Source organism: Anaerotruncus massiliensis (ex Togo et al. 2026) (assembly GCF_030825285.1).
Taxonomy (GTDB): Bacteria; Bacillota; Clostridia; order Oscillospirales; family Ruminococcaceae; genus Anaerotruncus; species Anaerotruncus massiliensis.
In genome coordinates this window covers 33,568-52,612 of the sequence record NZ_JAPJQF010000012.1, presented here as the reverse complement: position 1 = coordinate 52,612, position 19,045 = coordinate 33,568, and the positions used below count along the sequence as shown (strand labels likewise).

At 64.9% G+C, this 19,045-nt stretch carries 16 protein-coding genes; 12 read left to right on the top strand and 4 right to left on the bottom strand.

Going from position 1 to position 19,045, the window contains the following annotated elements; all coding sequences use genetic code 11:
* Positions 1–113 precede the first annotated feature (113 nt).
* A complete protein-coding gene (locus RCI06_RS05945) occupies positions 114–1,355 on the top strand; it encodes an amidohydrolase family protein (RefSeq protein ID WP_306574985.1) in 1,242 nt (413 codons plus the stop codon).
* Between the two features lie 66 nt (positions 1,356–1,421).
* On the opposite strand, the gene RCI06_RS05940 is transcribed toward RCI06_RS05945, so the two are convergent.
* Genes RCI06_RS05940 through RCI06_RS05930 form a run of 3 tightly spaced genes read right to left on the bottom strand, consistent with a single transcriptional unit; the run spans position 1,422 to position 4,627 of the window.
* Positions 1,422–2,681, bottom strand: a complete 1,260-nt coding sequence (locus RCI06_RS05940; protein ID WP_306574982.1) for an amidohydrolase — start codon at positions 2,679–2,681, stop codon at positions 1,422–1,424.
* Complete coding sequence (gene mtnA, locus RCI06_RS05935) at positions 2,678–3,769, bottom strand: S-methyl-5-thioribose-1-phosphate isomerase (protein ID WP_306574980.1); 1,092 nt, start codon at positions 3,767–3,769, stop codon at positions 2,678–2,680. Before mtnA ends, RCI06_RS05940 begins: the two co-directional genes overlap by 4 nt.
* A gap of 24 nt (positions 3,770–3,793) precedes the next feature.
* On the bottom strand, positions 3,794–4,627 hold the full coding sequence (locus RCI06_RS05930; protein ID WP_306574977.1) for a purine-nucleoside phosphorylase: 834 nt from the start codon (positions 4,625–4,627) through the stop codon (positions 3,794–3,796).
* A 173-nt stretch (positions 4,628–4,800) separates the two neighbouring features.
* Here RCI06_RS05930 and RCI06_RS05925 point away from each other — a divergent pair, with 173 nt between their 5' ends.
* From RCI06_RS05925 to RCI06_RS05905, 5 genes are all read left to right on the top strand, one after another.
* Positions 4,801–5,172 carry a BlaI/MecI/CopY family transcriptional regulator gene (locus RCI06_RS05925; RefSeq protein ID WP_101551582.1) on the top strand — a complete coding sequence of 124 codons (372 nt, stop codon included), beginning with the start codon at positions 4,801–4,803 and terminating at the stop codon, positions 5,170–5,172.
* Positions 5,169–6,719, top strand: coding sequence for a hypothetical protein (locus RCI06_RS05920; RefSeq protein WP_306574975.1), 1,551 nt, complete (start codon positions 5,169–5,171; stop codon positions 6,717–6,719). The genes RCI06_RS05925 and RCI06_RS05920 overlap by 4 nt, the downstream gene beginning before the upstream one ends.
* A 26-nt stretch (positions 6,720–6,745) precedes the next feature.
* Entirely contained in the window at positions 6,746–9,052 is a 2,307-nt protein-coding gene (locus RCI06_RS05915; protein ID WP_306574972.1) for a M56 family metallopeptidase, read from the top strand.
* A gap of 152 nt (positions 9,053–9,204) precedes the next feature.
* Positions 9,205–10,065 (top strand): hypothetical protein, encoded by an 861-nt coding sequence (locus tag RCI06_RS05910; protein ID WP_306574969.1) that lies wholly within the window; start codon positions 9,205–9,207, stop codon positions 10,063–10,065.
* A 121-nt stretch (positions 10,066–10,186) separates the two neighbouring features.
* Positions 10,187–11,110, top strand: a complete 924-nt coding sequence (locus RCI06_RS05905; RefSeq protein WP_288234104.1) for a YitT family protein — start codon at positions 10,187–10,189, stop codon at positions 11,108–11,110.
* A gap of 47 nt (positions 11,111–11,157) precedes the next feature.
* Here the strand turns inward: RCI06_RS05905 and RCI06_RS05900 are convergent, their stop codons facing one another.
* Positions 11,158–13,497, bottom strand: coding sequence for a diguanylate cyclase domain-containing protein (locus tag RCI06_RS05900; RefSeq protein WP_306574967.1), 2,340 nt, complete (start codon positions 13,495–13,497; stop codon positions 11,158–11,160).
* Between the two features lie 209 nt (positions 13,498–13,706).
* On the opposite strand from RCI06_RS05900, the gene RCI06_RS05895 reads away from it, so the two are divergent.
* The 6 genes from RCI06_RS05895 (at position 13,707) to RCI06_RS05870 (ending at position 18,967) form a co-directional block, all read left to right on the top strand.
* Complete coding sequence (locus RCI06_RS05895) at positions 13,707–14,099, top strand: hypothetical protein (protein ID WP_306574964.1); 393 nt, start codon at positions 13,707–13,709, stop codon at positions 14,097–14,099.
* Between the two features lie 80 nt (positions 14,100–14,179).
* Positions 14,180–15,448 carry a DUF1576 domain-containing protein gene (locus RCI06_RS05890; protein ID WP_306574961.1) on the top strand — a complete coding sequence of 423 codons (1,269 nt, stop codon included), beginning with the start codon at positions 14,180–14,182 and terminating at the stop codon, positions 15,446–15,448.
* Between the two features lie 14 nt (positions 15,449–15,462).
* Positions 15,463–15,816, top strand: coding sequence for a hypothetical protein (locus RCI06_RS05885; RefSeq protein ID WP_121586491.1), 354 nt, complete (start codon positions 15,463–15,465; stop codon positions 15,814–15,816).
* A 226-nt stretch (positions 15,817–16,042) separates the two neighbouring features.
* Positions 16,043–17,227 carry an acetyl-CoA C-acetyltransferase gene (locus RCI06_RS05880; RefSeq protein WP_256152379.1) on the top strand — a complete coding sequence of 395 codons (1,185 nt, stop codon included), beginning with the start codon at positions 16,043–16,045 and terminating at the stop codon, positions 17,225–17,227.
* Between the two features lie 88 nt (positions 17,228–17,315).
* A complete protein-coding gene (locus RCI06_RS05875) occupies positions 17,316–18,092 on the top strand; it encodes an enoyl-CoA hydratase-related protein (RefSeq protein WP_306574958.1) in 777 nt (258 codons plus the stop codon).
* A 35-nt stretch (positions 18,093–18,127) separates the two neighbouring features.
* The gene (locus RCI06_RS05870) at positions 18,128–18,967 is read left to right on the top strand and encodes a 3-hydroxybutyryl-CoA dehydrogenase (RefSeq protein ID WP_101551561.1); all 840 of its coding nucleotides are present in this window, start codon (positions 18,128–18,130) and stop codon (positions 18,965–18,967) included.
* The last annotated feature ends 78 nt before the right edge of the window (positions 18,968–19,045 follow it).

Genomic DNA, 19,045 nt, shown 5'->3' with positions numbered 1-19,045 from the left:
ACTAGACAAACGAAGTGGAACATGATATATTTTTTGTAACAACAATGTATCATGTTTCATGAGCCTTGTCAAGCAAACTGTGTAGAATTTTTTATGAAAGCGGGAGAGATTTAATGAAGCTGCTGATTCAAAACGCCATCCTGCGCGGGCGGAAAGAGCCTGCCGACATCCTGATCGAAGAAGGGAAGATCAGCCGCGTCGGCGGGCGCATCGACGCCGCCGCCGACCGGACGATCGACGCGGCCGGATGCCTCGTGACGCCGTCGCTCATCGATCCGCACATCCACCTCGACAAGGTGAACGTCTTCGACGTGGTGCGCCCCAACGTGAGCGGGACCCTCAAGGAAGCGATCGAGATCCTCTGGGACCAGAAGCGCGTCTACACCGTCGAGGACATCGTCACCCGTTCGGAGGACGTGGTGCTCAAGGCGATCAAAAACGGCACCCTCGCGATCCGCACCCATGTCGACGTGGACACGATCGGCGGCCTGCGTCCCCTCGAGGGCGTCGTGGCGCTGCGGGAGAAGTATCAGGACGTCATCGACATCCAGATCGTCGCCTTCCCGCAGGAGGGCATCGTCAAGGACCCCGGCTGCGACAAGCTGATGTGGGAGGCGATGGAGGCGGGCGCCGACATCGTGGGCGGCATGCCCGCCAACGAGAATTCGCCCGACGACAGCCGCGCGCATGTCAAGCTTTGCTTCGACATCGCGGAGAAATACGGCGCCGAGATCGACATGCACGTCGACGAGACGGACGATCCCTTCTACCGCACGCTCGAGATGATCGCCGACGAGGCGATCGCGCGCGGCTTCGCGCCGGGCACCGTCACGGCGGGCCACACCTGCGCGCTGGCCGCCTACGACGACCACTACGCGGGCTATGTCATCGAGAAGGTGAAGCGCGCGGGCATCAACGTGATCACCAACCCGGTCACCAACCTGATGCTCCAGGGCCGCCTCGACAAGCAGCCGATCCGCCGCGGCATCACCCGCGTCAAGGAGCTGCTCGCGGCGGGCGTGAACGTCTCCTTCGGCCAGGACTGCGTCAAGGACACCTTCTACCCCTACGGCAGCGCCGACATGCTCCAGGTGGCCAACGTCGTGGCGCACGCCGCGCAGATGAGCCTGCCCGGCGAGATCGAGAAGCTCTACGACATGGTGACCGGCGACGCGAACAAGATCCTCAAGATCCCCGGCTACGGCCTCGAGCCCGGCTGCCGCGCCAACCTGCTCATCATCGACGCGCGCGACGCGCGCGACGCCATCCGCCTCTGCCCGCCGCGCCGGACCGTCATCCGCGACGGCCGCGTCCTGGCGGAGACGACGGTCGACACCAGGATGAACCTCGGCTGAACTACATAAAAAGGGCCCCGGAAAGGCAGTCAGCCTTTCCGGGGCTTTTTTGCGGTTCATCGGGGTTCAGCGTTTCGCGTCGATGATTTCGTTGCACCGGCGGTAGACCTCCTCCGGGTCCGCGCCGATGTGGAACTGCCCGTCCTCGTAGAGGATGCGGCCGTTCACCATCGTGAGCTTCACGTTCTGCTTGCTGCCGCTGTAAACGACATTTTTGGCGATGTTGTTGAGCGGCTGCATGTTGGGCTGGTGCAGGTCGAGCATGACGAGGTCGGCGCATTTCCCGGGCGCGAGGGTGTCGCAGTCCGAAAGGCCCATCGCCCGCGCGCCGCCCACCGTCGCCATCTCGAGCACGCGGTCGGCGGGCATGGCGGACGCGTCGTCCTCCCGGAGCTTTTGCAGCCCGGTGGCGAGGAACATCTCGCGGAAGAAGTCGAGGCAGTTGTTGCTGGCCGGGCCGTCGGTGCCGAGCGCGAGATTGACGCCCGCGTCCAGCATCTTTTGGAGAGGGGCGATGCCGCTGGCGAGCTTGACGTTGGAGCCGGGGTTGGTCACCATCCACAGCCCCCGGCGGCGGAAGATTTCGAGGTCGGCGTCGTTTAAGTAGACGCCGTGGTATCCGCCGCCGCCGTAGTCGAACATTCCGAGGCTGTCGAGGAAGGCGGTCGGGGTCATGCCCCACCGCTCGAGGCAGCCGTCCACCTCGAGGCGGGTTTCGGAATTGTGGGTGAAGACGGGGGCTTCATACTTGTGGGCGAGCGCCGCCATCCCCTCGAGCAGCTCCCGGGAGCAGGTGTACTCGGCGTGGAAGCCGAGGATAAAGGAGACGAGCTCGTCATAGCGGTTGTACTCGTCCCAGCATTTCTCCATGAAGGGCAGGTCGTAGGTGAAGTTGTTGACGCAGCCGCAGAGCACGGTGCGGAAGCCGCAGTCGGCGGCGGCCTTCGCGATCTCGTCGGGGAACATGTACATGTCGAAGTTGGCGGTGACGCCGCTCGTCAGGTATTCCATGATCGCCAGCCGCGTCAGGTCGTAGACGTCGCCCGGCCGGAGCTTCGCCTCCATCGGGAAGCACTCCTGGAGCCAGTCGTGGAGCGGCTGGTCGTCCGCGTAGGAGCGCAGGAAGGTCATCCCCGAATGGGTGTGCGCGTTTTTGAAGCCGGGCAGGAGCAGGTTGCCCCGCGCGTCGATTTCCCGGTCCCAGACGGTGCCGTCCGGCGGGCCGGCGGGGGCGATGCGGTTCCCCTTCACCCAGAGCTCCCCCTCGGTGACGCCCGCGCCCTCCTCCATCGTGAGGATGCGCGCGTTATAGAATCGGATGTTCATACGGGTCCCTCCTTGTGGTCGTCCCCGCCGGAAAAAAGCGCGGCGAGGCTTTCGGTATAGGGCGGGCGGCAGACGCCGCGCTCGGTCACGATGCCGGTGATGAGGCTGTGGTCGGTCACGTCGAAGGCGGGGTTGTAGCACCTGACGCCTTCGGGCGCCATCGGCTCGCGGTAAAATTTCGAGCGGATCTCCTCCGGGTCGCGCAGCTCGATTTCGATCTCCGCGCCCGTCTTGCAGGAGCGGTCGATCGTCGAGGTCGGACCGAGCACATAGAAGGGGATCCCATAGTGCCGGGCGAGGATGGCCACCCCGCTCGTGCCGATCTTGTTGGCGGCGTCGCCGTTGGCGGCCACCCGGTCGCACCCGACGAAGCAGGCGTTCACCCAGCCGTTTTTCATGACGATGCTCGCCATATTGTCGCAGATGAGGGTCACGTCGACCCCCGCGCGGGAGAGCTCATAGGTGGTGAGCCGCGCGCCCTGGAGCAGCGGGCGGGTCTCGTCGGCGAAGACGCGAAAGCGCATCCCGCGCTCCGTCCCGAGCAGCAGCGGCCCGAGCGCCGTCCCGTAGCGGGAGGTCGCGAGCGGCCCGGCGTTGCAGTGGGTGAGCACCCCGTCGCCGTCGCGGAGGAGCGTGAGGCCGTGCTCCGAGATCGCGCGGCACATCTCCGCGTCCTCCGCCTGAATGCGGCGGCACTCCTCCCCGAGGAGCCGGACGATCTCCGGGACCGGCCTGCCGGCGTTCTCCCCGGCGCGACGGACCATCCGCGCGGTCGCCCAGCTCAGGTTGACCGCCGTGGGACGGGCCGCGTCGAGGTAGTCCTTACAGGCCCGGAGCTTTGCGAGAAATTCCGGGACGCTCTCCGTTTTGATCCGCCGCGCGAGCAGGTACATGCCGTAGCCCGCGCAGATGCCGATGGCGGGCGCGCCCCGCACCCGCAGGGAAAAAATTGCCTCGCGGAGGCTTTCGGCGTCGGAAAGGACGCGGTATTCCGTCCTGCCCGGCAGCAGCGACTGGTCGAGGATGACGACCGCGTCCTCCGCGTCCGTCAGCCGCACGTTATCGATCGATTGAACCAGCCTGTCCATCGCGCACCTGCCTTTCATCCGGGTTCAGCCGATCACCTCGGCGATCCCCCTGACCGACGCGGTGACAAGCTGTTTAAAGAGCGGGGCCGCGCGGTCGGCGGCCTCCTGCACCTCGATGTGGGAGAGGGGCTGGGGGGAGAGGCCCGCACCGGGGTTGGTGACGAGCGAGATGCCGCAGGTTTCGATCCCCATGTGGCGGGCGGCCACCGCCTCGACAGCGGTGCTCATGCCGACGGCGTCGCCGCCGAGGATGCGACACATGCGCACCTCGGCCGGCGTCTCGAAGTTGGGACCGGTGAGCTGGACGTAGACCCCCTCGCGCAGCGGGATCGCCAGCTCCTTCGCGGCGCCGCGGACGACCTTTCGCAGGCGGGCGCTGTAGAGGTCGGTCATGTCGGGGAAGCGGGTGCCGAGCTCGTCGATGTTCGGCCCGATGAGGGGGGAGGGGACGAAGTCGGCGATGTGGTCGGAGATGAGCATGAATTCACCCGGGCCGTAGTCGGGGTTGAGCCCGCCCGAGGCGTTGGTGAGGAAGAGCGCCTTCACCCCCATGAGCCCCATCAGGCGGGTGGGGAGCACCACGTCGGTGATGTCGTAGCCCTCATAGTAGTGGATGCGTCCCTGCATGACGACGACGGGGACCCCCTCCACATAGCCGAAGACGAACCGGCCCCGGTGGCCCTGGGCGGTGGAGACGGGAAAGCCCTCGATGTCGCGGTAGTCGAGGGTGGCGGCGATGTCGATGCTGTCGGCGTAGTCGCCGAGCCCCGAGCCGAGGGTCATGCCGATGAGCGGCTGAAAATCGATCTTTTCCCGGAAGCAGTCGTAGCAGCGAAGCAGTTTTTCATATGGACGCATAGCGGTCCCTCCTGTTTCAAAATAGGTATCTACAGTATAGCATATCCCGCCGTATTTCCAAAGAAAAAGAAAGAATTTGCACAAGACTATAAATATAGTCTTGACAAGCGCCGGGAAGGTGCTATACTATAACCATAGAACAGACTATAAACATCGTCTGACGGAGGAACGGCATGAACGACCAGATCAAACTCAACAATTCCGAGACGCGGATCATGAACGTCCTGTGGGAGAAGGGGCAGCTCCCCGCCAAGGAGGTCGCGCTCGAGGCCGCCGCGCGCTACGGCTGGAACAAGAACACCACCTACACGATCCTCAAAGCCCTGATCGAGAAGGACTACCTCAGGCGGGAGGAGCCGAACTTCGTCTGCGTTCCCCTTTTAAAGCGCGGCGAGGTCCAGCGCGCGGAGACGCGCGGGCTGATCGACCGGCTGTTCGGCGGCTCGCCGGCAAACTTCCTCTCCGCCTTCGTGGAGAACGAGGAGCTCTCGGACGACGAGCTTGCGAAGATCAGGCGCCTGATCGACGAGGGGGAGGAACGATGAAACGCCTGCTTGCCGCCCTGCTGGCGGCCGCGCTGGCGGGTTCCCTCGCCGCCTGCGGCGGGGAGCCCGCCCGGGAACCGGTGCCGCCCGTCTCCTCCATGGAGCTGCCGGGCGAACCGGAAGCCGCGCCGCCCGCGCCGGAACCGGAACCCGTGCCGCCCGCGCCGGAGAGCGCCCCGGAAGAGGCGCCGCCCGCCGGGAGCGTTCCCTCCGCCGAGGCAGTCTCGACCCCGCCCGCCGCTCCCGCCGCCGCGCTTCCGGACGGCTTCAACTTCACCGCCGGCCCCGATTCCGGGGTGTTCCTGTGCGGCGGCGTGCGGGTGAACGGTGGCTCGGTCTACCGCTATTCCGACCAGGTGGCCGTGGGGAGCAGCTGGGAGACGCCCTTCCACCTCCAAAAGCTCGAACCGGAGCCCGCCGATGAGATCGGGGAGCGCCTCTCCGACTTCGACGTTCTGATCCTCGAACTGGAGGACGACACGAAATATACCTACACCTTCTATACCGAGGGGCTGGAGGTCGCGAAATCGCTCCCAGCCGCCGACGCGGGGGAACCGGTCCGCTACCGCGTCGACCCGAAGGCCTACGCCGAGCTCATCGGGCTCGAGCGGGTTCGCATGGGCGAGGGACTCTGGTTCCCGAGCTGGCTCAGGGTCATCCGGAAATCCCGCGTGACGGGAATCGCCTTCCGCTCGTCGGACGGCGAAAGCGAAACCGTCTACCTGCCTGACGACGAACGGTTCGACTGGGCGCTTTCGGGGCTGGACATCTCGGTCAGGCCGGGCAGCGCCGAACGGGTCGGCAGGGAGAGCCGTCTCGAGGGGGCCGCGCGGATCGACATCGACTTTGCCACCGGCATCCGTTACCGCGTCGAGGTGAACGAAACCGCCCTGCTGGTCGCGGCGAGCGACATGGACCACGCGCTGCGCTACCCGCTCAAGCACGAGGACACGACGCTGCGGGAGCTGGACGACATCGCGGCGGGAAAGATGCTCCCGCTGACCGGCAAGCCGGTCGTCTACCTCTATCCCGAGCGGCTGACGGACGTGTCGGTGAGGGTCGATTACCGCGGGAGCTTCAGCGAGACGATCCCCGCCTACCGGGACGGCTGGGAGGTCACCGCCCATCCGGGCGGCGCCCTCGTGGACAGGGCGGACGGGAGGAGTTACCCCTACCTCTTCTGGGAGGGGAACACGCCGGTCGACTGGGACTTTTCCGAGGGATTTTGCGTGGCTGGCGCGGACACCGAACGGTTTCTGCGCGAAAAGCTCGCCCTTCTGGGCCTGAACGCCGGTGAAACGGCGGAATTTCTCGACTACTGGCTGCCCGAGATGCAGCAAAACGCCTGCAATCTCATCACTTTTTCCACAGAACAGTACGAGCGGCTCGCCCCGATGGAGATCTCTCCCGCGCCCGACAGCCTGCTGCGGGTGCACATGGTCTACCGGGGGCTGGACGCGCCGCGTCCCATCCGGGCGCAGGAGCTTGAGGGCGGCTTTGTCCGCCGGGGCTTTACCGTGGTGGAGTGGGGCGGCAGCCGCGCCTGAAAAATACGCAGCGGCGGGAGGAAGCTATGGAAGACCTGTTTTTGCGCCTGGTGAATATGTCGCTGGCGGCGTCGGTGCTCGGTGCGGCGGTGCTGCTGCTGCGGGCGCTCCTCAAGGGGAGGCTGCCCCGCTGGACCTTCTGCCTGCTGTGGGGGCTCGTGCTCGTGCGGCTGCTGGTTCCCTTTTCGGTGCCGTCGCCGGTGAGCGCCTTCAACGCCATCCCCGCCGCGCGCACCGTCGAGACGGGACGGCGCGCCGCCCTCCGGTTTGTGGAGGACCCCGGCGCGGCGGTCGACTTCCCGACCTTGCAGACCCCGCGGGGGACGGGGTCGGACGCCCCCGCCGAACGCCCGGTGGTCGCCCCGGCGAAGGTCCCGCTGACCGTGATCCTGTCGTCCATCTGGCTGTGCGGCGCGGCGCTCCTGCTCCTCTACAGCCTCTTCTGCTACCTCTACACGACGCACCGCCTGCGGCGGGCGCGCCAGCTCCCGCACACCCCCGCGATCGACGAGATTTTCCGGCGGGTGGGGGTGCGGCCGGACCGGGTGCGGCTCTATGTGAGCGACCTCTTTCCAAGCCCGGTCGTCTGCGGGCTCGTCCGGCCCCAGCTGGTGCTATCGGGCCTCGTCGAGGAGGAGGACGTGGCGCACGTCGTCACCCACGAGCTCACCCATATCCGCCGGCACGACAACCTCTGGAAGGCGCTGGCCACCCTCGCGCTCTACCTCCACTGGTTCAATCCGCTCGTCTGGCTCTTCTACCGCTGGTACGTCACCGACATGGAGGCGTCCTGCGACGAGGCGGTCGTGCGGCGGCCGGAAACCGACCGGAAAGCTTACGCCTATAGCCTCGTGAACATGGCAGAACGAAGCCGCAGCGCCTTCGCGGGAGGATTCCTCGCCTTCGGGGAGTGCGCGCTCAAGGAAAGGGTCAAATCGATCATGCACGTCAGGAAAAACACGATCATTCTAACGATCATCGCGGCGGCGGTCGTCGCGGGTCTCGCGGTTGTTTTCCTCACCAACCCGCAGATTTCCCCCGCGCAGACCGCGCCGTCCGGTTCTGCCGCGGACCTTCCCGGCGCGGAGGTGCCGGAGGACGTGGCCGCGGACATGAAGCTCACCTACAGCGTGCTCGGTTCGCTGCGGGAAAAGGATGTGGCCGAGATGCGGGTCCGTTACGGGGAGCTCGGCGACTCCCCCGAGGCGGAGATCCCGCCCGACGGCTACGGCGAGGTGATCGGCGGGCTCCAGGAGCTCACCCTCGGCTGGGAGAGCACCGACCGGGAGTCGGAGCCGGTGGAGATCGTGATCACGCGCAAGGACGGAAAGCAGGTCGCCGTTTCCCTGCGGGCGGACAGCGTCCGCCTGAGCGGCACGGCGCCCAAGCTCGCGGACAAGAGCACCGTCTACGTCTACAAGGCGGACGTGTCCGCGCTGCGCGCCTATGCGCTCGGCCTGCTCGCCCCGGCGGAGAGCGCGCCCGCCCCGGCGCGGGAACTCACGCAGACCCCCGCCGAATCCTCCGCGCCGCAGGTTTCTTCCCCCGCCGCGCGGGAGGCCTCCCGCGCGGCGGACCTTCCGCCCCTCATCGAGGGGAACCCGCCCTGCCTGCGCATCCCCTACGACGAGGTCATGGAGGTGAACCTCATCGACCGGGAGAGCCGCACCTGCTGTCCGGTGACGGGCGAACGGCGCGGCGCGGTGCTCGCGCGGCTCAACTCCCTGACCCCGCAGGAGGACCTTTCGGTCACGCCAGACGAGGCGGGCCTGCGCCTTCTGCAGGTCCGGCTGCTCGACGGGACGAAATACGACTTCTGGTGCCACAGCAACCTGCTGATGGAGGGGGAGACGCCGCTTGCCGACGCTTCCCGGCTGCGGGACCTCTACGACAGTTTCTACGAGATCGAGAAGGAGACCTACGGGAAAAACCGCGCCACCGCCGAGTGGCTCGGCTATATGAACCCCTACCGCATCACCGGGATGGCGGTCGACGACCTCTCGGAAGGCACGCACGGGCAGTACCGCGCGCTGACCTCGGAGCAGCAGCGGGAGACGATCATGGAGGTCGCCGCGCTGCTCAAGGCGGTGACGGTCAAGCCCTCCTCCACCGAGACGCTCGCGCCCGGAGCGGCCCACGACTCCACCCCGCTCTTCCAGACTGTTCTGAACTTCGAGGACGGCGTCGTGGAATACACGGTCACCGTCTACCTCGACGGGTCGATCGAAATCCTCGTCAGCAGCATCCCGGGTTACCATCTCGCCTATGAGACCATCGGCGACGGGACGCTGGATGCGCTGGCCGACGCGCTTACAAAATACGCCGCGGCGTAAGCGCACACCTTCCCCACGGGCGGCGGGAACGCCGCCCGTGGGGGGAGCTCCACCCGGCTCGTTATCGCGACGGGGGAACTGTTTTTACCCTTCTGAATGGCAAATTATATAAAATAAGTAATATTTTTACATTTAAGAAAGAAGGCATCACCATGTTAAAGCATCTCAAATCCACCCTCGCATCCCTGCTCGCGGCCGCGCTGCTCGTCTCCGCCCTCGCCGTCCCCGTCGCCGCCGACACGGGCGCGGCGAAGGACACGAGCTTCAACCATGACATCGAACAGGTGCAGGACATTCAGGTCATCAACCGCGAGCTGCACGTCAGCTACGCCGTCACGAACCAGAACGACCGCGCCGCGATCATCAGCGCGCTGAACGCGCTTACCGTCGCGCCCATGAGAAAGGAGCGCGGCGAGGAGGACGGCCTGCGGCTGCTGACCGTGCTGATGACGAACGGCGACCGCTGCAACTACTGGTGCTATGAGGACGGCGTCCTCCAGTCGGACGGAGGCTGGCAGGCGAACGGCAGACAGCTTGACGGCCTCTATGCCGCAATGTCCCGCTGCCAGCAGACATACCCGGCGAACATCGAGTGGCTCGGCTACATGAACCCCTACCGCGTCACGAAGGCGGAGCTTTCGGGTGCCGCATGGGACGGCGACGTGGTCATAGAAAGGAGCGCCTCCTACGATTCCGCCGCGTCCCAGGCGCAGCGCGACAAGATCCTGGACCTCTGCGCCAAGCTGAAAAACGTCAAGGTCGGCACCGTCCGGCGGTTCAATGGGGACGAGATGGAAAAGGCGCGGACGGACGGCGCCTACCGGATTTCCATGAGCTTTGAGGACGGCAAAAAGGACTATTACGCGCTCCAGATTCCGAACAGCCTTACCGACGGGAAGGGCGAAATCTGGATTTCGGTGGACAGCATCGGCTACGACCTCTGCTACACCGCCAACGACGCGGCGCTCCTGAAGGAGCTGACCGACACGCTCGCCGCGCTGCTTTCGAACTGACCGTTTTTCCGGGCGAAAAGCCCCGCCGTCCGGCGGGGCTTTTGCGCATTATCAGGCGGAACTTCACATTTCCCAAAAATCCGGGTAGAATAATACGGTACGGATGAAAGGGGGAAGCGCCATGTGGAGGGCGAAGAGCGCCTGGGGGGAACGGTTGACCGATCTGGCCTTTTTTTTGGCGGGCAGCCTGCTTTACGGGGTGTCGGTCAATATGTTTACCGCGCCCAACCATATCGCGCCGGGCGGGCTGACGGGCCTTTCGACCCTGGTCAACTACCTGTTCGGCACGCCGATCGGCACGGTAATCTTCCTGATGAACATCCCGCTGTTCGTGTGGGCGGTATCGTCGGTGGGCTACAAGCTCGTGGTCAAGACGGTCGCGGCGACGCTGCTGTCCTCGGCGGCCATCGACCTGATGAGCCTTGTGATCCGGCCCTATCTCGGCAACGAAATCCTCGCGGCGGTGTTCGGCGGGGTGGCGGAGGGCTTCGCGCTCTCGCTCATCTTCATGCGCGGCGGCACGACGGGCGGCACCGACCTGATCGCGCGCCTGCTCGGCCGGCATTTCCGCCACATCTCGATGGCGAAGCTCATGATGTGCATCGACATCCTCATCGTCGCCCTGTCGGGGATCGTCTACCGCAGCCTTGAGAGCGCGATGTACGCGCTGATCGTCATCTTCGTCGCGACCAAGCTGATCGACACGGTGCTCTACGGCACCGACGTGGGCACGGGAAAGATGCTCTACATCATCTCGGATAGAAACGAGGAGATTGCGCGCCAGATCCTCGGCGACCTCGACCGCGGGGTGACCTTCCTCAAGTCGCGGGGCGGCTACAGCGGCCGGGAGGGGGAGCTGCTCCTCTGCGCGGTGCGCCGCTATGAGGTGTGCAAGGTGGGCGACATCGTGCGGTCGATCGACCCGAACGCGTTCGTGATCGTGGGGGACGCGGGAGAGATTTCGGGGGAGGGCTTCCGGGAGCACGCGCCGTCCGACCTGACGCTGGCCGACCTGCTCCGCCGGGCGCGCAAAAAACAGGCATGACAGAAAAGGGACGCCCGCGGGCGTCCCTTTTTGATACCGGTTTCCGCTCAGGAACGGTCGGGCTCCTTGTAGGCGGTGATGTCCACGCAGGACATGAGGCAGACGCTCTGCCCGTCGACCCAGGTCATGCGGGAGGCGGTGGCGCTCGTCCAGACGGACAGCTGGGTGTTGTGGAGCTCCATCGTGCAGCTTCCCGCGCCGGTGCGGTCCATCTCGCGCATCGGGCATTGCGGGCAGGGCGCGCGGTTTCCCCAGAAGGCCTCGTAGCAGCACGCGCCGACCTTTGCCCCGGGCACCAGCTCGAGGGTCTTCCGGTTGATGTAGAGCAGCCGGTGGTCCCCGCCGATGACGTAGGTCCACAGGTTCTGATGGTCGAGCACCGCGCGGGTGACCCGGAAGGACTCGGCCAGCTTTTCCTGCGTGCGCCATTTGATCAGGAAGGTGCTGAGGATTTTGGAGATGAAGGTGAGGGTGTCGATCTCCTCCTGCGTCCAGAATCGCTGGGCGCTGCATTCGTCGAAGCCGACGTACCCCGAAAACACGCCGTCGTTTTTGAGGGCGCATTGGAGCATCGAATGGATATTCTGGACCGCGAGAGCGTCGTGGAGCCCCTTCACGGTGAGCCGGGAGATGTCGTCGCAGTAGAAGACCCCGTCCTCATTGAAGTTGGCGGCATAGTCGCCGATCAGGGAATAGGGGACCCGCTGGAGATTGTCGATCTGGGGGGAGACGCCCTCGTTGCACCATTCAAAGGTGTTGTTGCAGGCGAGCCCGTCCTCGGTGTTCTCGAATATGTAGGCGCGGCTCACGTCGAAATGCCGCCCCACGATCGCGAGGATCGCGTTTACCGCCTTGTTGATGTCGTCCGAGTCGTAGAGGATTTGGAAGATGTATTCCGCGATATGCTCTGTGAAGGATTTGCGCCCGACGTCCGGTTCCTCCCCGCGCCGTGTGCCGGGCGGGAGGAAGGGGTCGCCGCCGCCGTCGTAGAACTGGCAGCGGTCCTTGCCGAGCTTTTTGGCGCTGTAAAGGGCGCTGTCCGCCTTCTCGAAGAGGGCGCGGTAGTCGCCGCCGTCGCGCGGGCAGAGGGCGATGCCGATGCTGCCCGAGATCGCGTGCCCGGCGTTGTGCCCGGCGAGGGTGCTGCGGAAGGCGTTGAGGACCGCCCCGGCCTTTTCGCCGATGACCTCCTCGTCGTCCGCGCCCTTGAGGAAGACGACGAACTCGTCCCCGCCGATCCGCCCGACGATGTCGGTGGACCGGAACAGCTGGGTGATCCGCTCCGAGACGTCGCGCAGCACGGCGTCGCCGAGCAGGTGGCCGAGGTGGTCGTTGACCGCCTTGAAGTCGTCGATGTCGATGATGAAGAGGGCGCCCGAGGCGGCGGGGCCGCTCTTTTCGAGGAAGCGGTTGACCATGACCTCGGTGTAGCGCCTGTTGTAGAGCCCGGTCAGCGGATCGCGCCGCGACTGGTCCTTGAACTCCTGCTCCCGGCGCTTGTCCCGGTCGATGTCCTTGATGCTGCCGATCAGCCGCCGGTACTTCCCGTCGGAGCCGCGGATGGGGACGAGGGTGATGCGCACCCAGGTGTAGTGCCCTTCGCCGTCGAGGGTGCGGTATTCGGCCGAGAGGGCGGTCTCTCCATCGTCGAAGGCCTGGCGGACCCGCTCGGACGACAGGCTTTCGCGGAGGCGGTCGCGGTCCTCAGGATACACGTGGGGGAAATCGTCGTCCGGCAGGAACCCCGCCGGGTCCTTGCCGCCGAGGTAAAGGGCGCTGTTGGCGGTGACCAGCCCGTTGGAGGCGTTGTATTCAAACACAAGGTCGCTCGTGGCCTCGAGCGCAAAGCGGTAGCGGGTCTCGTCGGCCCTGCGCTCGTCGTTGAGCCGTTCGAGCTCGGCGGTTTTTTCCGCGATCTTCTTCTTGAGCAGGGCGTTGCTCTGCTCGGTGAGGCTCTTGGCGAAGAATTCGCCCTCCCGCTGGTAGCGGTCGGGCGCCGAGTGGTGCAGGTGCAGCACGGAGAAATTTCCGTCCCGCAGGCGGCAGACCCCCGAAAACCGGGTGTTGAGGTCCGCGACGACGCGGTCCTGCCCGCCGCTCTCCTCCCGCGCGCGGATGGTGCCGAAGGTGAGGAAGAGATCGTCGGAGAGCTGCCGGGCGCGGTAATCCTCGCCGACGATGGAAAAATGCCCGCTCCACTCCTGGGACTCCGCGCCGAGCATCCGCACGGCGTCGCCGAGGCTGAGGCAGAGCTCCCCCTCGCCGGTGCCGATCCAGGTGACCTCCTCGTCAAAAGACCGGATGATCCCGGAATAATCGCGGGCCTCCAGGTAGTCGTGCCAGACGCCGCGCACGAATTCGGCGGCGCGCGTCTCCAGATCGTTCATCGGATTTCCTCCCTTCCAGGAAAACGTCCGGACCGCGGTCCGGACAAAACAGCTGTCATAATATTACCATATCTTTATAAAAAAGGCCAGAGTTTATGATCGAAATTCTGGAAAGGACGCATTTTTTCATCGTCCGGGAGGTCCTTGCAACGAAAGCCGGGACATGTTACACTGCAAAATAGGATTACTTCGGAAAGGATGATCACCGGATGGACTGGTTTCGGCGGATGATGCCGGGCAGGCGGGGGCTCGACGGGCTGGGCTGGGCGCTGCTGGCCGGCGCGGCGGTTTCGATGGCCCTGCGCCGCGCGACGGGGTATCGGCTCTTCTGGACGCTGGCGTTTGTGCTGCTGGCGGTCTTTTTCCTGCGTTTTTTCTCGCGGGACGCGGGGCGCCGCTATGAGGAGAACCGACGTTTTATGGTGCTGTGGCGGCCGCTGGCGCGCCGCTTTTCCTCCTGGGCGGACGCCCTGCGGGACGCGCGGGCCCACCGGCGTTTCCGCTGCCCCTCCTGCGGGCAGAAGGTGCGGGTGCCGCGCGGGAAGGGGAAGATCTGCATCACCTGCCCGCGATGCCGGGTGGAATTCGTCCGGCGGACGTGAAAATTTACAGAATATTCGCCTTTCCACCGGCACGCGTATGTTAAAATGAGCTGAGACACCGGAGATGGAGGGAGAAGGGTTTGGACCGATTGCTGACCTATCGCCCGGAGCGGCAGGGACGCTATCTCTTTTGGGCGATGACCGCCTTCGCGCTGGCGCTGATCGGCTTCGGGCTGCTGTGGGACACGCCCGCGGGCGTCGTTTCGGGCATCTGGAAGATCATCCGCACCCAGGCGGGGCTGATCACCGACTCGATCAGCGTCGGCGGCATGGGGGCCGCGTTTGTCAATGCGGGCCTGGTGACGCTGCTGTCGATCGGCATCCTGCGCGCCGTCCGGATGAACTTTTCGGGCATCAGCGTGGCGAGCCTCTTTTTGATGGCCGGGTTCTCCCTCTTCGGCAAGGACGTCTGGAACATCTTCCCGATCATTTTCGGCGGATGGCTCTATTCCCGCTATAAGCGGGAGCATTTCGGCCGCTACGTCTACATCTCCCTCTTCGGTACGGCGCTCGCGCCCGTGGTCTCGGAGATCGTCACCGTCGGCCGCGAACGGGACAAGCTGCTCTGGTACCTGCTCGGGGTCGGCATCGGCGTGGCCGTCGGCTTTCTGCTGCCCGCCGTCGCCTCCTTCACGCTGCGGGTGCACCAGGGCTACAACCTCTATAACGTCGGCTTTACGGCGGGGCTGATCGGCATGGTGCTCGCCTCCTTTTTCAAATCCTTCGGGCACACCTTCGAGGCGCGCCTCGCGTGGAGCACCGGCAACAACCTGCCGCTCGCCGCCTTCCTGTTCGGTCTGTTCGCCCTGATGGCGCTGGCGGGCTTCTGGTGGAACGGGCGCAGCTTCCGGAACGTCGCGCGCATCACCCGTCATTCGGGCCGCCTCGTGGCCGACTTCGTCCAGCTCGACGGACTGCCCGTGACGCTCATCAACATGGGAATCATCGGCGCGGCCGCCACCGTTTACGTGCTGGTGGTGGGCGGCGACCTCAACGGGCCGACCATCGGCGGTGTCTTTACGATCTGCGGGTTCGGCGCGTTCGGCAAGCATCTCAAGAACATCATCCCCGTCGTGCTCGGCGTGGTGATCAGCTCCTTCTTTATGGTGTGGTCGCTGAACGAGCCCAACGTTTTGCTGGCGGCCCTCTTTGCGACGGGGCTCGCCCCCATCGCGGGGCAGTTCGGCTGGAAATGGGGGACCGCCGCGGGCGTGATCCATGCCTCGGTGGTGCTCAACACCGGCTTCCTGCACGGGGGGCTCAATCTCTACAACAACGGTTTTTCGGCGGGGCTCGTGTGCATCGTGCTGGTGCCGCTCATCGAGGCGCTGCGCCGGGACCGGGAATAACGGGGGGAATCGATATGGAAGCCACGGCGAGAAAGATGACGAAAGTGATCGACGAGCTGATCGTGTTCTTTTTCAGCGTCGGCTCGGACGGGGTGCGGATGGATTTGCGCAAGCTGGAGGACGGCTACGAGCTCTCGCTCAAAAGCCGGTACGACCCGGCGGAGCGCAAGAAGGTGAACGACCTCGACCGCTTCCTCAACCAGGCGGAGAAAAACGAGGGGCTCGAGGAGTTCTTCTGGCAGCTCGCGGGGGTGAGCGGGCTGGGACAGGACAGCGAGCTGCACCTGATCGGGCAGATGGTCGACTGCCGCAGGCTGGAGATCGGCGCCGACACGGTGGAGCTCACGCTTTTTAAGCGCAGGGAATGACCTGAATTTCCCTTTCAAACCCGCATGAACAGGGGCCTTTGGGCCGTTTGTTTCAAAAGTGCATAAAAGCGGTTTCGGGCGAGGGGGGAGATTTAGACAAACTCATAAAAATCGTGAAAAGTTTGTTAAAAATATAGCAATTTCAAAACCCTTGTAGTATACTGATAATCGAAGGGCCGGTCCGGCCCCAAACCTGAGAATTTCAAGAAAAATCGGAGGCGTCAACATGTCAAAGGAAATCGTATTGGCCGGTGCCTGCCGCACCGCAATCGGCAAAATGGGCGGTTCCCTCACGGGTGTCCCCGCCGCGCAGCTCGGTGCTATCGTAATCAAGGAAGCCCTCAACCGCGCGGGCGTGAAACCCGAGCAGGTTGACGAAGTCTTTATGGGCTGCGTGCTCCAGGCCGCGCAGGGCCAGAACGTCGCGCGCCAGGCCGCCCTCAAGGCCGGCCTTCCCATCGAGGTCCCCGCGCAGACGCTGAACATCGTCTGCGGCTCCGGCCTCAAGTGCGTCAACCTCGCGGCCGCGATGATCGCTTCTGGCGAGGCGGACATCATCGTCGCCGGCGGCATGGAGAACATGTCCGCGACCCCCTTCGCGCTTGACAAGGCGCGCTACGGCTACCGCATGAACGACGGCAAGCTGATCGACTGCATGATCAAGGATTCCCTCTGGGACGCTTTCAATAACTATCATATGGGCATCACCGCGGAGAACGTCGCCGAGAAATACGGCATCACCCGCGAGATGCAGGACGAGTTCGCCGCGTCCAGCCAGCAGAAGTGCGAGGCCGCCCGCAAGGCCGGCAGGTTCAAGGACGAGATCGTCCCGGTCCCCATCAAGGTCAAGAAGGAGACCGTCCTCTTCGACACCGACGAGTTCCCCCGCGACGGCGTGACCGCCGAGGGCATCGCCAAGCTGCGCCCGGCCTTTAAGGAGGGCGGCACGGTGACCGCCGCGAACGCCTCGGGCATCAACGACGGCGCCGCCGCGATCGTCGTCATGAGCGCCGACAAGGCCAAGGAGCTCGGCATCAAGCCGATGGCCAAATGGGTCGCCGGCGCGACCGCGGGCGTCGATCCCTCCATCATGGGCATCGGACCCGCCTTCTCCACCAAGAAGCTGTTTGACAAGACCGGCCTCACGATCGACCAGATGGACCTCATCGAGGCGAACGAGGCGTTTGCCGCGCAGTCGCTGGCCGTGGGCATCGAGCTCGGCTGGGACGCCTCCAAGGTCAACGTCAACGGCGGCGCGCTCGCGCTGGGCCACCCGGTGGGCGCCTCCGGCTGCCGCATCCTCGTCACCCTGCTGCACGAGATGAAGAAGCGCGGCTCCAAGCTGGGGCTCGCGACCCTCTGCATCGGCGGCGGCATGGGCTGCTCGACGGTTGTCGAAAATATCCAGTAACAGGGAAAATCAGTTTCAGGCATCCGGGTCTCCGGGTGCCTGAAAGCTGTACAAAAGCGAAAATACACACAGGAACGGAGGCAAAAACTTGAGTTACGTCACCTACGAACAGAGGGGCTTCGTCGGCGTAATCACCATCGACAAGCCCAAGGCGCTCAACGCGCTGAACAGCGAGGTGCTCGGCGATCTCGAGAAGGTCGTCGACGCGATCGACGTGGACGCGACCCGCTGCGTCATCATCACCGGCGCGGGGGAGAAGGCGTTCGTCGCGGGCGCGGACATCGCCGAGATGTCCGGGCTCACCAAGGCCGAGGGCAAGGCGTTCGGCAAGAAGGGCAACGACATCTTCCGCAAGATTGAGACGCTGCCCGTGCCGGTCATCGCGGCGGTCAACGGCTTCGCGCTCGGCGGCGGCTGCGAGCTGGCCATGAGCTGCGACATCCGCATCGCTTCGGAAAACGCGGTGTTCGCGCAGCCGGAGGTTTCGCTCGGCATCACCGCCGGCTTCGGCGGCACCCAGCGGCTGGCCCGCACGATCGGCGTGGGCAAGGCCAAGGAGCTCCTCTACACCACGAGCAAGGTGAAGGCCCCCGAGGCGCTCGCGCTCGGGCTCGTCAACGCCGTCGTCCCGCTGGAAATCCTGATGGACGAGGCGATGAAGCTGGCCGAGAAGATCGCCCGCAACGCGCCGATCGCGGTGCGCGCCACCAAGAAGGCGATCAACGACGGCCTGCAGGTCTCGATCGATGAGGGCGTCGCGATCGAGGAGGAGCTGTTCGGCAGCTGCTTCGAGACGCAGGACCAGCAGAATGCGATGAAGGCGTTTGTGGCGAAGGAGAAGCCCGCCCCGTTCGAAAACAGGTAATGCGATCCTGATATTTACATATGGAGGTAACTGAAATGAAAGTTGGCGTTATCGGCGCGGGAACGATGGGTTCCGGCATCGCGCAGGCATTCGCGGTCACTGACGGCTACGAGGTCGTGCTCTGCGACATCACCGAGGAATTTGCCGCGGGCGGCAAGAAGAAGATCGAGAAATCCCTCACCAAGCTCGTCTCCAAGGGCAAGATGGAGCAGGAGAAGGCGGACGCGATCCTGGCGAAGATCACCACCGGGCTCAACGACAAGGTGGCCGACTGCGACCTGGTTGTCGAGGCGGCGCTCGAGAAGATGGACCTCAAGAAGGAGCTCTTCGCGAAGCTGCAGACGATCTGCAGGAAGGACGCGATCTTCGCGTCCAACACCTCCTCCCTCTCCCTGACCGAGATGTCCCAGGGGCTTGACCGCGCGATCGTGGGCATGCACTTCTTCAACCCCGCGCCCGTCATGAAGCTGGTCGAGGTCACCGCCGGCCTGCACACCGCTCCCGAGACGGTCGAAAAGATCGTCGCCATCTCCAAGGAGATCGGCAAGACCCCGGTTGAAGTCAAGGAGGCCCCCGGCTTCGTCGTCAACCGCATCCTCATCCCGATGATCAACGAGGCGATCGGCATCTACGCCGAGGGCGTCGCGTCGGTCGAGGGCATCGACTCCGCCATGCAGCTCGGCGCGAACCACCCGATGGGCCCGCTCGCGCTCGGCGACCTGATCGGCCTGGACGTCTGCCTCGCGATCATGGAAGTGCTCTACAACGAGTTCGGCGATCCGAAATATCGCCCGCATCCGCTGCTCCGCAAGATGGTCCGCGGCGGCACGCTCGGCCGCAAGACCGGCAAGGGCTTCTACGACTACTCCAGGTAAATCCGCTCCCGCTCCGCAGGCCGCGCGGCGCATCCGATGTGCCGCGCGGCTTGGCGCGGGCAGCTTTCGCAGGAAATA